The sequence below is a fragment of the Agathobacter sp. genome, assembly GCF_977054825.1.
Genome location: NZ_CDRTEH010000028.1, coordinates 1 through 14,092, shown reverse-complemented (window position 1 = coordinate 14,092; position 14,092 = coordinate 1). Strand labels below are relative to the sequence as shown.

Below are 14,092 nucleotides of genomic sequence, written 5' to 3'. Positions count from 1 at the left end.
ATTATCATCATATATAGGGGAAAGTTTTGTACAAATGCCAGAAGATTTATTTAAAAAAATTAAAGAAGTAGTCTCGTTAAGTAATACACTTCGGAGCATGCCGAAGAAGTAAACTTTACTCAAAGACTAGGAAGTATATAGTATGACAATTGAAATATATAAATATTATTTAAAATCAAAAATTTGTATTATAATGAGTATTTTGTTGTTTGCTATTACTTATGGGTTTACAATTTATTTTTCGAGTTTGGGAATGACAGGTTTTTCGTTAATTCATACAGTTGCTAGATTTAACTTTTACGTATGCTTTTTTATTGTGTGCTTAACATATTATTATGTATCAAGTGCAAATAGAAATTATGTTAAAGAAGTTTCGGAAGTGGTAGGATATAAGGCAATTTATGAGATTAATGCTGTGTCCGTTATTATGTTTCAAACGCTTTTATGGAATATTGGAATGTGTTTAATCATTATAGCCTGCTCTATAAAGAATGATGGGTCGAATTATTTTATTTCTTGGTTTCCAGAAAACTATTTGTGTAACATTATTATTCCACAAATAATCTGCATTATTATAACTTTCTTTGTGTCTACCAGTTGGAATTCATCACGCTGGTTAATGTTTGAAATTTTATTTTTATTCTTAATTAGTCCTTTTTAATTGAAATAATAATGTTTTAAGTAATATTTTGTGATGACTCGGCCTGGAAAATTTGTGTATAAATTAATGTTTCTCAAATTTTCCAGGCTGATATTTTAGATGAGGTATGTGTATGAAAAAAAAATTTTTTACAATTTGTGCAATAGTGTTTCTAGGATTTACTGGATGTACGCATAGAGAGAGTGCGAATATAGATCTAACAACTTCATCTGTTGGAGTTATTGAAACAAGTGGTAATAGTAAAAAAAGTAGAATTTACTTTTATAATCAAAATTTAGAAAAAACAGCTACGCTTCCATTGGAATACGCTTCATTAGGAAGTATTTTTTATAATCCAGTAATTTATGAAGATGAACTATATTTGATTCCTCAAGGAAAAACTAATGTTAAGGATGAAAAAAAGGTTCTGAAAATTGAGTTGAAAAGTGGGAATCAAAAAATCTATGAAATCAATCAGTTGGCAATGAATAGTATTTGTGTTAATGATAAAAATATTTATACTTGCAATACGTTAAACGGTGATTCGTACATTAATAAATGTAGTAAAGAAAATAATCAAGTCGTAAGTGAGAAAATTGAAGGTGTTTATGTAAGCAAGCTATTGTGTAGTAAAGATATGTTATTTGCATTTGCTACTACAAAATACGGAAAAGAGATGAATTCTTACATTTACATTTATGATGCTGAAGAACTGAGTTTTGATGAGAAAATTGATATTACAAATTATGGAGGTACTCATTATAAAGCAATTCTTTTCGACAACAACATATTGTTTTCAAACTCAGTAGATTCTGGTGATCATCCATGTAATACCGTTTGCATATATTCGATAAATGACAAGACGATAGAAACAATTTCATTTGATCAATATTATCCACTAGATTTGGCCGTATGGGATAACATACTTATCGTTTCTCACTTTGACTTGGTAAAAAGAGAAGGTGGAAGTATATCTATATATAACTTAGAAACCAAAGAGTTAAATAATATAGAACTTGGACATGATGTAGAGCAAATGACGATTAATGAGAATGTTATCTATATTTTATCAGATAAAATAATTTATCAATATGAATTAAAAGATATGAATTTGTATCTAAAATGTAAGACTCAAATAAAAAAATCAAATGAAGAAAATTATCTTTCGGGGATTTTTTATATTAAACCTGAATCCATGAAGTTCACTCTTTAATAAGTCAAACCTGCCAAAGGTAAGTTGGTTTCATGATTGGAGTATACTTATATGACATTTTCGGTGCTAGTGCTGGGAACAAAAGCAGTCACCCAAGTAAAAAAGGTGCACGAAATAAGCCTGTTATAAAATCGCTTTGTTACCGAATTGCTCCCTCCGACTCAATCTTCTACATGGAAGACATCTTCCACCAGCATATTAAAGTACATTGATATTCGCAGCATAAATTCGGCAGATGGAGTACTGTCCCCACGTTCTATCCTGCCGACAGTTTTGGTGCTGTATCCGATAGCAGCGGCAAGGTCATCCTGGTAAATGCCACGCTGCTCTCGGATTTCTCTGATATTATTGGTAACCGCCATAAAAATCCCTTCTTTCAGTTCTATAGATATTTTCTTATTGTCATTATGCAAAATAATGTGTCCGATAAAAAGGACTTGCAATTTTATCGGCAATGCCCTGTAATAGCAGAAGCATCAGATTTTCCAAGAACTTTTCCAAATATGTCTAAGCGGTCATTTTCTCCAACCTTGATAGGTGTATACTTTTCATTGAGTGAGATAAGGAAAATTCCGTCTTTATCGTTTTGTAATTTCTTAATATAGGCTTCTCCGTTAAGAGCGAATATGCCGATTTCTCCATTAGCAACAGATTCCTGTTGTAATACCCATGCAATCTGACCATCATGGAATTCAGGTTCCATACTGTCACCACTAATGCGGACACCGAAAGTAGTGTCTTCCGGCAGGATAGATTCATCTATGTGTACAGTCTCTTTCGGTCCGTCTACAAGGAAGTTACCAGTTCCGGCTGATACAGCATTTTCAAAAATATCAATGCTTCGGAATGGAATTATCTTAGCAGTCTGTTTTTCATACATTCCGGATGCGTGAAGCAGATTGATATAATCCATAGCTTTTTCCCTGCCTTCATCAGTAAGTGATGAAAAAGGATCGGCAGGATTTACTCCAAAATATGCTTCATACATGTTAGTAATACCAAGGATTCTACATACTTTGTAAAATATGGTAACGCTTGGTTCAGCAAGATTTCTCTCCCAGTTGGATATGGCTTTATAGGAAATAGTGATGCCTTCCTTTGCCAGTTCATCAGCGAGATCCTGCTGGAGCAAGCCTTTCTTTTTTCTATACGTTGAAATGATTTCTCCGATTGAGTACATACATACGCCTCTTTTCTTTCATTTTGTTGATTTCAAATGTCTCTTTTCACTCCATAGTATATAGCAATAGTGCCAATTATTCAAGTTAAAAATCCAATATAATGAGAAAAAGGACACATGTGTCCGTTGACAGTCGATTATTCTTGGGGTTATACTATGCCCTGTAAGAAACATTACTCATATACTTGTACTAAAGGTTATGGTAATGACAGATTAAATGCAGGAGGTGATGAAGATGGGAGACAGGGTAATACTTCATTCAGATATCAACTGTTGTTATGCCTCGATTGAGCATCTGCATCATCCGGAGCTTGCAGGAAAGCCACTGGCGGTAGGCGGTGACCCGGAGGCAAGACATGGGATTGTCTTAACAGCTGACTATATTGCCAAGAAAGTACGGTGTGAAAACAGGAATGGCACTCTGGCAGGCAAAGCAGGTCTGTCCTGACATAACGTTTGTTTCACCAAGAATGGACTTATATCTTCGATTCTCAAGAATGGTACATGAGATATATGCAGAATATACGGATATGTAGGAGCCATATGGAATTGATGAGTGCTGGCTTGATGTGACAGGGAGCAGTTCCCTTAAAGGAGATGGATTGCTCATTGTTAAGAGATATGAAGGAATGGATTTGTCTGATTTGGACAACATAAAAGAATTGCAACAGAATATGAATTAGTGACAATAAGGTCAGTCTTGGAATCATCAGGGTGTGGAAAGACTGACCTTGTTTTTTACGTCTGCCAAGTCTACGTGATAATCCTAAGCAAAAGTCTACGAGAAGTCTACAGAATTTTCAGAATTGTCTTGTAGACATACAATACATATGTATTGAAATAGAAATGATTTAGCATTATAATGAAGAAAATAGATGGAAGTGAGGTGCTAAATATGGCTAGTACAATTCAGGTCAGAGTAGAAGATGAGTTAAAGAGTAAATCAGATGCACTATTTAAGGATTTAGGAACAGATACAACAACAGCAATCAGAATTTTTTTAACCCAGGCAGTTGCGACAAATGGATTTCCTTTTGAAATAAAAAGGCAGACGGAATCAAATCCATATGCACCTATGACGGAGGCAGAAATGCTTGCAAAATTGGAAAAGTCCAGAGAACAGGGGATGTTCAGAGATGCAGATCTTGTGGTTTCTGATATGAGGTTGAAGTATGGATTATAAGATTGTTTTAATGAGGGATGCGGAGGAGGATCTTGATAGATTCATCACATATCTTTTGTTTGAAAAGAAAAGTGAGCAGGCTGCAAGAAATTTATTAAATGATTTCGAAGCAACAAAAACAAGTCTGTCAAATGTTGCTGGAAGTCTGAAGCTTTGTGATAATCCAAAACTAAGAGTGTTAGGATATCGAAGAATTAATTTTTTATCGCATCGATATTTTATGCTTTATCGTATTGAAAACAATATTGTTTATGTGGATAATATTTTTCACGAATTGCAAGATTATGAAAATAAAATGAATTAAACCTAGATTAAAATATCAGCTTCAAAATGCAAAATGTGTTGCCGGACTTCATTTTCGATGGAGTCCGGCTTTTGGGCTTCAGAAATGGCATTAGCGATTCCAAAAAAGATTGGTTTGCGGTTGGTGATTATAAGAAACTTCCGAATGAATTTGGTGGCAGAAGTGAGCAGAACTAAATTTGATCCATATGTGATTAGAAATAATATAAGAGACTTACGTGAAAAAAGAAAAATGACACAGATGAGGGCAAATTCTAAATAGAAAACTTGATTTTATAGGCTTTTTAGAGACTCATATCATTTTTGATATGGGTCTCTTTTTTTAGCTCATTTTATGGATTGGGTGTAAAAATAGCTGCACGCTGCCATCAAGTCGCCATATTTAATTATTGGCGACGTGGAATACTAATTCCGGTTATATTTTATGCCTCGCAGGTCATAACCTTTTGTATTTTTATTTATTAAAAAGAACAGACAACAGAGTCGCAAGGCTATAGAGATGACTATATGGCTTATACCTATTATGACATTGCTATATAATGGTATGGCTAAATTGACACATATTGGAGCAGAAACAGAGGATTTATTTATAGCATTAATTTATTATGGAACAAGCTTATTGTTTATTGTTATAGGAAATTACCTGCCAAAGATTAAGCAGGACAATACGATAGGAATCAGGATTGTATGGACATTACAGGATGAAGAAAACTGGAATGCAACTCATAGCTTTAGTGGAAGGATATGGGGGACATCAGGTATTTTATGTATGCTGTGCACATTACATTTGATAAAATCTGTGATTAAAGAAGCTTGCATAAAAGCTAAGTAAGTTATCAATAAAATTGTGTAATTTATTTCTCATGGAAATTCATCTCCTTTCTGTTTACGATGTCATTATAGAATACGAAAAGAATTATTACTTGCCAAAATAACAGAATATATAGTCAAAAGTTGCTTAATACAGTAATTATAACAGTATCATTTTGTGCATGATTTGTACAATTTATTACATTGCTCTTTGCAAGGGGTTTGTTATATCTTAGATGTAGCAAAGCAGTTATTGTTCTTGGTTTTATATATTAATAATAGGAAAGTGAGGAAAAATATGAACGCTGATATGAAATGGCTTGATAATCCGGAAGTGTTTAAGGTAAATCAATTGGAACCACATAGTGATCATAGCTATTATCTGGATTATTCAGACATGAAAAAAGAAAAAAATCCATTATTACAGTCATTAAATGGTCAATGGGAGTTTGCTTACAGCAAGAATGTGATGGAAAGACCTGTTGATTTTTATAAGGAAACATTTGATGCATCAGGATTCGATAAAATTATGGTTCCGGGACATATTGAACTGGCTGGATATGATAAGATACGTTACATCAACACTATGTATCCGTGGGAAGGAAAAGAGTACCACAGAGGAGCTTATAGTATGGAGGCAACCGGAGCAGAAGAAGGAATGTTTTCAGAAGCACAGTACAATCCGGTAGGCTCTTATATCAAATACTTTGATTTGGATAAGAACATGTGTGGAAAAAGAATACATATCTGCTTCGAGGGTGTAGAAGAAGCTATGTATCTGTGGCTTAATGGTCAGTTTATAGGTTATGCAGAGGACAGCTTCACACCTTCTGAGTTTGATCTGACACCATATATTAAGGAAAAGGGAAATGTTCTGGCAGTGCAGGTGCATAAGATGAGCACGGCGGCATTTTTAGAGGATCAGGACTTTTTCAGATTTTTTGGAATTTTCAGAAATGTTACTTTGAAGGCAATTCCGGATGTTCATCTGGAGGATGTATGGTTCAAACCTGTGTTAAATCAAGATAATGAAAGCGGAAGCGTATCTGTCTGCATGAAGGTATCTGCTCCTGACAGTCAGAATGTAACTGCATGCTTTATTTTAAAGGACAGAGAAGAAAATATATTAGTAGAGAAGTCATTACAGTTAAATAAAGAAAACGACCATTTGGAAGGCACAATTTGCGTTGACTTGGAAAATGTCAAGCTGTGGGATAATCATAATCCATATTTATATCATGCTTATGTTGAGCTCAAAGCAGAGGATGGTTCACTGGCCGAGGTGATCCCTTATGATATCGGTTTCAGAAGAATAGAGATTATAGATAAAGTAATCTATTTGAATGGAAAACGTCTTGTTATCACGGGAGTAAACCGTCATGAGTGGAATGCAAGAACAGGAAGATGCATTGGAATAGAAGACATGAAGACAGATATATCATGTATGTTAAGAAACAATATTAATTCTGTGCGTACCTGCCACTATCCTGATCAGATACCATGGTACTATATGTGCGACAATGCAGGTATTTATGTGATGGCAGAAACAAATCTGGAAAGTCATGGTTCATTCCAAAAGCTAGGGGCAATCGAACCGTCATGCAATGTACCGGGATCTATTCCACAGTGGAGAGATGCAGTGCTTGAGCGTGCAAAAAACAATTTTGAGACTTTTAAAAACCATACATCCATCCTTTTCTGGTCATTAGGAAATGAATCCTATGCAGGAGATGACATTGAGGCAATGAACGTTTATTTTGCTGAAAAGCAGGATGGAAGATTAGTTCACTATGAAAGCTCTTATTATAATAGGGCATATGAGGATACTATTTCTGACTTGGAGACCAGAATGTATGCAAAACCTGAGGATGTAGAGGAATACTTGAATAACAGTCCGAAGAAACCGTATATTTTATGCGAATTCATGCATGATATGGGAAATTCAATGGGTGGACTTGGTTCTTATATGAAGCTGATTGACAAATACGATATGTATCATGGTGGATTTATATGGGATTTTATTGACCAGGCAATTATGGTAAAAGATCCGGTGACAGGAAAAGACGTTTTACGCTATGGTGGAGATTTTGATGATAAACCGGCAGACTATGAATTCTCAGCAAATGGAATAGTATTTGCTGACAGGAAAGAAAAACCGGCAATGCAGGAAGTGAGGTATTACTATGGCTTATACAGATAAATTAAGAGTGGTATATGGCGACTATACACTTGGTGTACATGGTGAAGGCTTTGATTATATTTTCTCTTATGCACAGGGAGGACTGGAATCTATTGTTAAAAATGGATATGAGTGGCTGTACCGTTGCCCAAAGCCTACTTTCTGGAGAGCATTGACAGATAATGACAGGGGAAGCAAGTTCCATATTAAAAGCGGAAGCTGGCTTTCAGCAGATATGTTCATTGACTGTAAGGGAGTACAGGTGATCATGGATGGCAAGGAGCAAAAACCATATGCACCTGATAATAACAGCTATGGCGGTGATGTTTATGCTGATGAAATTATCGTAAAATATACATACGAGACCATAACAACACCGGCTACAACTGTTCTTGTGAGCTATACAGTTGATGTATCAGGAAAGATTCGCGTGGATGTACATTATAATGGGGTACAGGGGCTTCCTGAATTCCCGGTATTTGGAATGAGATTTATTATGCCAACATTGGCTGACAAATATTTATATAAGGGACTCTCCGGGGAAACATATCCTGACAGAAAAGCAGGTGCACAAGAAGGCATCTATGAGATTGATGATCTGAGTCTTACACAATATCTTGTTCCGCAGGAATGTGGTATGAGAATGGATACAGAGTGGCTTGAAATTACAAGACATACGGCTCTTGATAACAGCAGGACAGATAGCTCATCACAGACACTGCGCATTGAAAAGAATGATGAAAAATTTGCATTTTCTTGTCTGCCTTATACAGCATCTGAGATTGAAAACGCTCTTCACCATGAGGAACTGCCACCGGCAAGAAGAACTGTTTTATGCGTATATGGCGCAGTAAGAGGTGTTGGAGGCATCGACAGCTGGGGAACTGATGTGGAAGAGGATTACCGTATCAGTGCGGAGACTGATAAGGATTATTCTTTTACAATCTGTTAGCCATTAATTAAATAGAGGATCTGGCTACAAAATAATTCTTTTGTAGCCAGATTGGGAGAATAAAAATATGGACATTAATAAAAAGGCAAAGTTCAAGTTTTATCAGTTACCCACAGGTGAGGATATATTTGCAAAGCTTGGAAGTAATGAAATTAAAGAATATGGTTTAAATAGCGAAGGACAGGTAGTGGATACAAATCATTACCACAATCTTATGGAGTTTTCAATCTGTCGTTTTGGAAAAGGTAGTGTAGTATTTAATGATGAGGTATGTACTTATGACAGAGGTACAATTATTGTCGTACCACGTAATTATCCGCATACAATAATAAGTGAGCATGGTGAAAAATGCTATTGGGAAAGCGTATGCATTAATCCTGTAACATTTCTGACAGAACAATATGATTTTTGTAAGAGAGATATTGATAAGGCTATACGCAGAATAGAACAAAGACCTCTGCTTTTAAATGATGAAAAAGTTCCTATGCTTACGCAGGAGCTGGAATGTATTATGAATCAGCTTCGCACAAGAGGATATGGATACAAAAACTGTTTAAAAGGTCTGATTTATGCGATGCTTATGGAGATTGTCAAGATTAATTATTCAAATGCGCAAGAAAATGGGCTGCTTATGCATACATATTATGAGGAAACGAATTACAAGCTTAAGCTTGCAATAGAATATATTAATGATAATTATGCCTCTGATATAAGAATGTCTGATATTTCTGATGCTGCATATATCAGCGAGAGTTATTTACGAAGTCTGTTTACTTCACACTATGGTGTATCACCGCTTAAGTATGTTGATTATATCCGTATTACACAGGCATGCAAAATACTTGACACGAAGGATAAAAGCATTGCTGAGGTGGCAAGGGAATGCGGCTTTAATAATATGTCAACATTTAATAAGAATTTTAAGAAATTTACAGGTAAAACTCCTAAGCAATATGAGAAGGAAAATACCAGAAAAATTGACTAGATATAATTTCTCAAAGGAGCTGTCACACACGTGAGTTGGTGAGAGGCTCTTTTTTTGCTCATTTATTGAACAAAATTATTTGAATAATACTATATTTTACGAAAAAAACTGGTGAAATGACGAAATAAATACATAAGTTTGTTGAGATTTTTATCAAAATGCCAGTTTGTTTTGAAATAATAGCGCAAAATAAAGCGCAATAAAAATAAAAAACTATCAAAATCGATTTATATAGTAGCAATAATCATAACTAGATAGCGCAAGCAGTAGGTATAATTTAACACATAGGAAACCGGTTCCGAAAATTTAATATGCATTTTGCACAAAAGGTATAGCGCAATATGAGCGCAATGGAGGGACAAATATGAAAAAGAAATTACTTTCATTATTATTAGTTACATCAATGACAGCAGGAATGCTTGCTGGCTGTGGATCAAGTGGCGGATCAGATGATAAATCTGCAAAAGGTGAGGATGAGAACACCCTGACTGTATGGGCATGGGATCAGACATTCAACATCTATGCGATGAAAGAGGCTGAAAAAGTATATCAGAAGGATCATCCTGATTTCAAGCTTAATATTGTAGAGACTGGATGGGATGACTTGCAGACACAGCTTGGAACAATTGTAGGAGCAGGAGATTATTCAAAGCTGCCTGATATCTGTCTTATGCAGGATTTTGCATATCAGAAGTATGTTACTACATACCCTGATCTCTATCAGGATATCACTGATAGCGGCATTGACTTCTCACAGTTTGCAGAAGGAAAGCTCGCGGCTTCTACAGTAGATGGTAAACATTATGGAGTTCCATTTGACAATGGTGCAGAGATTGCATGTTATAGAACGGATATTCTTGAGCAGGCCGGATATACAATCGATGATCTGACAGACATTGATTGGGATCAGTTTATAAAGATAGGCGAGGATGTATACAGCAAGACAGGATACTCACTTATTTCAGTTCAGGCTGCCAGCTCAGATTTGATTTACCAGATGCTTCAGTCTGCAGGCTTTAGTACATGGAAGGATGATGATACACCTGATATCAAGGGCAACAAAAATATTAAGCAGTGTATTGAAATCTACAAAGAAATGGTAGATAAGCATGTACTTGCAGTAGTTAACAGCTGGGATGAGTATATTGCAACATTCACAAGTGGAAAGACATGCGGTGTAATGAATGGATGCTGGATACTTGCTTCTGTACAGACAGCTACTGATCAGTCAGGTAAATGGGGACTTACAAATATGCCTAAGCTGCCGGGAGTTGATTCAGCAACTAACTACTCTAATCAGGGTGGTTCTACATGGGCTATTACAAAGAATTGCAAGAATACAAAGCTTGCAGCTGATTTCCTTGCAAAAACATTTGCAGGAAGCAAAGAGCTTTACGATACAATCCTTCCTAAGTCAGGTGCCATAGCAACATGGCTTCCGGCTAGTGAAAGTGAAGTGTACAATGAGCCACAGGAATTCTTCGGTGGACAGGCAATATACAAAGAAATTGCAGATTTTGCATCTAAAACACCTTCTGTAAACCTTGGAGTTTATTATACTGAGGCAAACACAGCACTTACAACAGCGCTTGCTAATGTAGTAGGTGGTGGAGATATTGATTCTGAACTTGAAACTGCACAGCAGACAGTCGAATTCAATATGGGCAAATAATTTACGAGACAATCATATAAATGACATGGAAAGCGGTAAAACGCTTTCCATGCTTTTACTCTAACAATGGAAAGCAGGTGCAGATATGAAAAAAAAGAAGGGCCTGAGTATGAGGGGGAAACAGAATGCTACCGGATGGGGATTCCTGGTTCCGGCTATAATACTTATTACATTATTCAGCTTATATCCAATGATAAGTGCCTTGATTACATCGTTCCAGACAGGAACAGGCACAAATATGAAGTTTTGTGGTTTTTCAAACTATATAAGATGTTTACAGGATGACGTGTTTGTACAGTCAATTAAGAACTGCGTTTTTTATCTGATAATTCAGGTACCGGTAATGCTTGTTTTAGCATTGATTTTTGCTTCAATTCTTAATAATCCAAAAGTGAAATTCAGAGGATTTTTCAGAACAGCAATCTTTTTACCTTGTGCAACATCACTGGTTGCATATGCTATTATTTTTAGATCGCTATTTGCAACAGACGGTTTTATCAACAATCTGGCAATGAAACTTGGAATTTTAGATTCGGCATATAATTTCCTTTCACATGATACAAGTGCACGAATAGTTATAATTATAGCGCTTGTTTGGAGATGGACAGGTTACAATATGGTATTTTACCTTGCCGGACTTCAGAATATCGAATACTCAGTATATGAGGCAGCAAAGATAGATGGAGCATCAGCGTTCCAGACATTCTTTAAAATAACTGTTCCATTACTTAAACCAACAATCCTCATGACAGCCATTATGTCTACAAACGGAACATTACAGCTGTTTGACGAGTCTATGAACCTGACAAAGGGTGGACCTGGAAATGCATCCATTACAATGTCACATTATATTTATAATATGTCATTCAAGGGCGTGCCTAACTTTGGATACACCTCAGCAATGTCATTTATTATCTTAATCATGGTAGCAATACTGGCTATTATTCAGATGAAAGTAGGTGAGGATCGTGACTAGTAAATTAAAAATGACAGGCATCTATATCTTACTTATAGTTGCGACAATTATTTCAGTTTTCCCATTACTATGGATGGTTATAGCTGCAACAAATAAAAGCGTGGATGTAATATCGGGCAAGCTTACATTTGGTGTAAATCTTATTGAAAACTATAAAAACCTGACAGCGCAGCAGCCTCTTTGGAGCAGCTTCCTGAATTCATGTAAATACACTATATTGGTTACAGCCTTTGCACTTATAGTAAGTGCACTTGCAGGCTATGCATTTGAAGTTTATAGAAGTAAAGCGAAAGAGAAGATATATGGATTAGTACTTATGACTATGATGATTCCTTTCGTTGCACTGATGGTTCCTCTTTTCCGTATGTATTCAAAAATGAATTTATTGAATACAGCAGTTGGATTTATGCTTCCGTCTCTGGCTACACCATTACTCATTATGATGTTCAGAACTAATGCAAAGGCATTTCCGGTGGACATTATAGAAGCAGCAAGAATTGATGGCCTTAGCGAGGTTGGTATCTTCTTTAGAATGTATATACCATCGATGAAATCAATTTTTGCGGCAGCCGGTGTTGTTACTTTCATGAATGCATGGAACAACTACTTATGGGCAAAGGTAATCATGTCTGATAATACAACACAGACCATGCCTATGTTGATATCTAATCTGATAGCTGGTTATGTTACTGATTATGGAATGCTCATGCTGGCAGTTCTTATTACAACTATTCCAACAGCAATTGTATTCTTTGCATTGCAGAAACACTTTGTAGAGGGAATTACCGGTTCTGTTAAGTAGAAAGAAATGAAGAAGAAAAAGGTTAATATAAGTCATATAGCAAAAGAGCTTGATATATCGCCTTCAACCGTTTCAAGAGCATTATCAGGGAGCGGCAGAATATCACAGAATACACGAGTAAAGATTAATGAGTATCTGGAATCACATAATCTAATCCCAAATACCAGAGAAAGACATTATTCTGATATAGTGACGAAGATGATATCTGTCGTTCTTCCGGGAGAAGGCGATTTTGTAAAAATTCCGTATTTTTCAAATGTATTATACAGTGTGTATGATTATTTCTCTATAAGAGGATATTAGATAAATTTGATAAAGATTTCACCTGACGATATTAGTAATCTGAAGGAGGCTGTGGAAAATCATGTGATGGATGGTGTCATCCTGACACGTACTGTTGAGAATGATGATGAAATACAGTTTCTGAAAGAAAATGGTGTACCTTTTGTAATAATTGGACCTTGTGATGATAAGTATGTTTTAAGAGTAGACACAGACAATGAGGCTGCATGCTATGATATGACCAATGCACTTATTCACAAGGGACTCAATAAGATGGCTGTAATGTGTGCAGAAAGAGACCATAAGGTTAATCAGATAAGGCTTGATGGAATACTCAGAGCACATATGAAGAGCCATATGTATTTGGATAAAAGTCTGATCTTCTATGATACAGAATCTGAAATAGTGGCTGAAATGGCGGTAGAAAAAAGTCTGGCGGCAAATGTGGATTGCATCCTGTGTATGGATGATAATATCTGTCTTGGTGTCATCAGAATACTTAAAAGTATGGGAATGAAGATTCCGGAGGATATCAAGATAGCCTCTCTTCACAACAGTAAGCTGTTGGATGAATTCGTTCCGTCTATCAGTTGTATTTATCAGGATGAGGCAGCCTTAGGCAAAGAAGCAGGCAGACTTTTATACACGTATCTCAACGAAAATAAGATTCTTCCGCATTCTATATTGGGCTATGAATTGCAGATAAAAGATTCTACAGGCTGAGATACGTAATATAAACTTCCAATAAATCCCTATTAGAAGTGGTTTAGGTTTTTGCTTAAGCCGAATAAAGGGGCTGTAAAAAAACTCCCCTAGAAAAAAATCGCCCAGACCGTGAGGTCTGAGCGATTTTTTGGTATAATTAATTATGCTACTAACTAACAACACCAATGGTAATTATACTATGCGTCAGCT

14 protein-coding genes and 2 pseudogenes are annotated in these 14,092 nt (G+C 35.8%); 14 read left to right on the top strand and 2 right to left on the bottom strand.

Annotated elements, in window-relative coordinates; all coding sequences use genetic code 11:
• The first annotated feature begins 773 nt into the window (after positions 1-773).
• Positions 774-1,853 carry a hypothetical protein gene (locus tag ACW6PM_RS13350; RefSeq protein WP_012744156.1) on the top strand — a complete coding sequence of 360 codons (1,080 nt, stop codon included), beginning with the start codon at positions 774-776 and terminating at the stop codon, positions 1,851-1,853.
• Positions 1,854-2,014: 161 nt separating this feature from the next.
• On the opposite strand, the gene ACW6PM_RS13345 is transcribed toward ACW6PM_RS13350, so the two are convergent.
• Positions 2,015-2,215 carry a helix-turn-helix transcriptional regulator gene (locus ACW6PM_RS13345; RefSeq protein WP_015516995.1) on the bottom strand — a complete coding sequence of 67 codons (201 nt, stop codon included), beginning with the start codon at positions 2,213-2,215 and terminating at the stop codon, positions 2,015-2,017.
• A gap of 83 nt (positions 2,216-2,298) precedes the next feature.
• Complete coding sequence (locus ACW6PM_RS13340) at positions 2,299-3,033, bottom strand: helix-turn-helix domain-containing protein (protein WP_012744154.1); 735 nt, start codon at positions 3,031-3,033, stop codon at positions 2,299-2,301.
• 235 nt (positions 3,034-3,268) lie between these two features.
• Between ACW6PM_RS13340 and ACW6PM_RS13335 the strand changes: the two are divergent.
• The 13 genes and pseudogenes from ACW6PM_RS13335 to ACW6PM_RS13275 all read left to right on the top strand — a co-directional run.
• Positions 3,269-3,680, top strand: a pseudogene (locus ACW6PM_RS13335) (DNA polymerase Y family protein); the annotation flags it as partial.
• Positions 3,681-3,928: 248 nt separating this feature from the next.
• The gene (locus ACW6PM_RS13330; protein WP_308651585.1) at positions 3,929-4,216 is read left to right on the top strand and encodes a type II toxin-antitoxin system RelB/DinJ family antitoxin; all 288 of its coding nucleotides are present in this window, start codon (positions 3,929-3,931) and stop codon (positions 4,214-4,216) included.
• Complete coding sequence (locus ACW6PM_RS13325) at positions 4,206-4,520, top strand: type II toxin-antitoxin system RelE/ParE family toxin (RefSeq protein ID WP_456057451.1); 315 nt, start codon at positions 4,206-4,208, stop codon at positions 4,518-4,520. The genes ACW6PM_RS13330 and ACW6PM_RS13325 overlap by 11 nt, the downstream gene beginning before the upstream one ends.
• An 80-nt stretch (positions 4,521-4,600) precedes the next feature.
• A pseudogene (locus ACW6PM_RS13320) lies at positions 4,601-4,678 on the top strand (Fic family protein); the annotation flags it as partial.
• 340 nt (positions 4,679-5,018) lie between these two features.
• Positions 5,019-5,351 (top strand): SdpI family protein, encoded by a 333-nt coding sequence (locus ACW6PM_RS13315; RefSeq protein WP_456057450.1) that lies wholly within the window; start codon positions 5,019-5,021, stop codon positions 5,349-5,351.
• Positions 5,352-5,627: 276 nt separating this feature from the next.
• Positions 5,628-7,529: a glycoside hydrolase family 2 TIM barrel-domain containing protein gene (locus tag ACW6PM_RS13310; RefSeq protein ID WP_456057449.1), complete on the top strand. Its 1,902-nt coding sequence runs from the start codon at positions 5,628-5,630 to the stop codon at positions 7,527-7,529.
• Positions 7,513-8,460 (top strand): beta-galactosidase small subunit, encoded by a 948-nt coding sequence (locus tag ACW6PM_RS13305; protein ID WP_456057448.1) that lies wholly within the window; start codon positions 7,513-7,515, stop codon positions 8,458-8,460. Before ACW6PM_RS13310 ends, ACW6PM_RS13305 begins: the two co-directional genes overlap by 17 nt.
• Positions 8,461-8,527: 67 nt before the next feature.
• Positions 8,528-9,445 (top strand): helix-turn-helix domain-containing protein, encoded by a 918-nt coding sequence (locus ACW6PM_RS13300; RefSeq protein WP_456057447.1) that lies wholly within the window; start codon positions 8,528-8,530, stop codon positions 9,443-9,445.
• A 364-nt stretch (positions 9,446-9,809) separates the two neighbouring features.
• Positions 9,810-11,117: an ABC transporter substrate-binding protein gene (locus tag ACW6PM_RS13295; protein WP_456057446.1), complete on the top strand. Its 1,308-nt coding sequence runs from the start codon at positions 9,810-9,812 to the stop codon at positions 11,115-11,117.
• Between the two features lie 85 nt (positions 11,118-11,202).
• Positions 11,203-12,093 (top strand): carbohydrate ABC transporter permease, encoded by an 891-nt coding sequence (locus ACW6PM_RS13290; RefSeq protein ID WP_456057445.1) that lies wholly within the window; start codon positions 11,203-11,205, stop codon positions 12,091-12,093.
• Between the two features lie 10 nt (positions 12,094-12,103).
• Positions 12,104-12,895: a carbohydrate ABC transporter permease gene (locus ACW6PM_RS13285; protein ID WP_456057452.1), complete on the top strand. Its 792-nt coding sequence runs from the start codon at positions 12,104-12,106 to the stop codon at positions 12,893-12,895.
• A gap of 6 nt (positions 12,896-12,901) precedes the next feature.
• Entirely contained in the window at positions 12,902-13,198 is a 297-nt protein-coding gene (locus ACW6PM_RS13280; RefSeq protein WP_456057444.1) for a LacI family DNA-binding transcriptional regulator, read from the top strand.
• 6 nt (positions 13,199-13,204) lie between these two features.
• On the top strand, positions 13,205-13,900 hold the full coding sequence (locus ACW6PM_RS13275; protein WP_456057443.1) for a LacI family DNA-binding transcriptional regulator: 696 nt from the start codon (positions 13,205-13,207) through the stop codon (positions 13,898-13,900).
• The last annotated feature ends 192 nt before the right edge of the window (positions 13,901-14,092 follow it).

Coding starts and splice junctions, on each gene's coding strand:
- ACW6PM_RS13290 (WP_456057445.1), top strand. CDS start 11,203: ATGAAAAAAAAGAAGGGCCTGAGTATGAGGGGGAAACAGAATGCTACC.
- ACW6PM_RS13305 (WP_456057448.1), top strand. CDS start 7,513: ATGGCTTATACAGATAAATTAAGAGTGGTATATGGCGACTATACACTT.
- ACW6PM_RS13285 (WP_456057452.1), top strand. CDS start 12,104: ATGACAGGCATCTATATCTTACTTATAGTTGCGACAATTATTTCAGTT.
- ACW6PM_RS13345 (WP_015516995.1), bottom strand. CDS start 2,215: ATGGCGGTTACCAATAATATCAGAGAAATCCGAGAGCAGCGTGGCATT.
- ACW6PM_RS13315 (WP_456057450.1), top strand. CDS start 5,019: ATGACTATATGGCTTATACCTATTATGACATTGCTATATAATGGTATG.
- ACW6PM_RS13330 (WP_308651585.1), top strand. CDS start 3,929: ATGGCTAGTACAATTCAGGTCAGAGTAGAAGATGAGTTAAAGAGTAAA.
- ACW6PM_RS13295 (WP_456057446.1), top strand. CDS start 9,810: ATGAAAAAGAAATTACTTTCATTATTATTAGTTACATCAATGACAGCA.
- ACW6PM_RS13310 (WP_456057449.1), top strand. CDS start 5,628: ATGAACGCTGATATGAAATGGCTTGATAATCCGGAAGTGTTTAAGGTA.
- ACW6PM_RS13340 (WP_012744154.1), bottom strand. CDS start 3,033: ATGTACTCAATCGGAGAAATCATTTCAACGTATAGAAAAAAGAAAGGC.
- ACW6PM_RS13280 (WP_456057444.1), top strand. CDS start 12,902: ATGAAGAAGAAAAAGGTTAATATAAGTCATATAGCAAAAGAGCTTGAT.
- ACW6PM_RS13300 (WP_456057447.1), top strand. CDS start 8,528: ATGGACATTAATAAAAAGGCAAAGTTCAAGTTTTATCAGTTACCCACA.
- ACW6PM_RS13325 (WP_456057451.1), top strand. CDS start 4,206: ATGGATTATAAGATTGTTTTAATGAGGGATGCGGAGGAGGATCTTGAT.
- ACW6PM_RS13350 (WP_012744156.1), top strand. CDS start 774: ATGAAAAAAAAATTTTTTACAATTTGTGCAATAGTGTTTCTAGGATTT.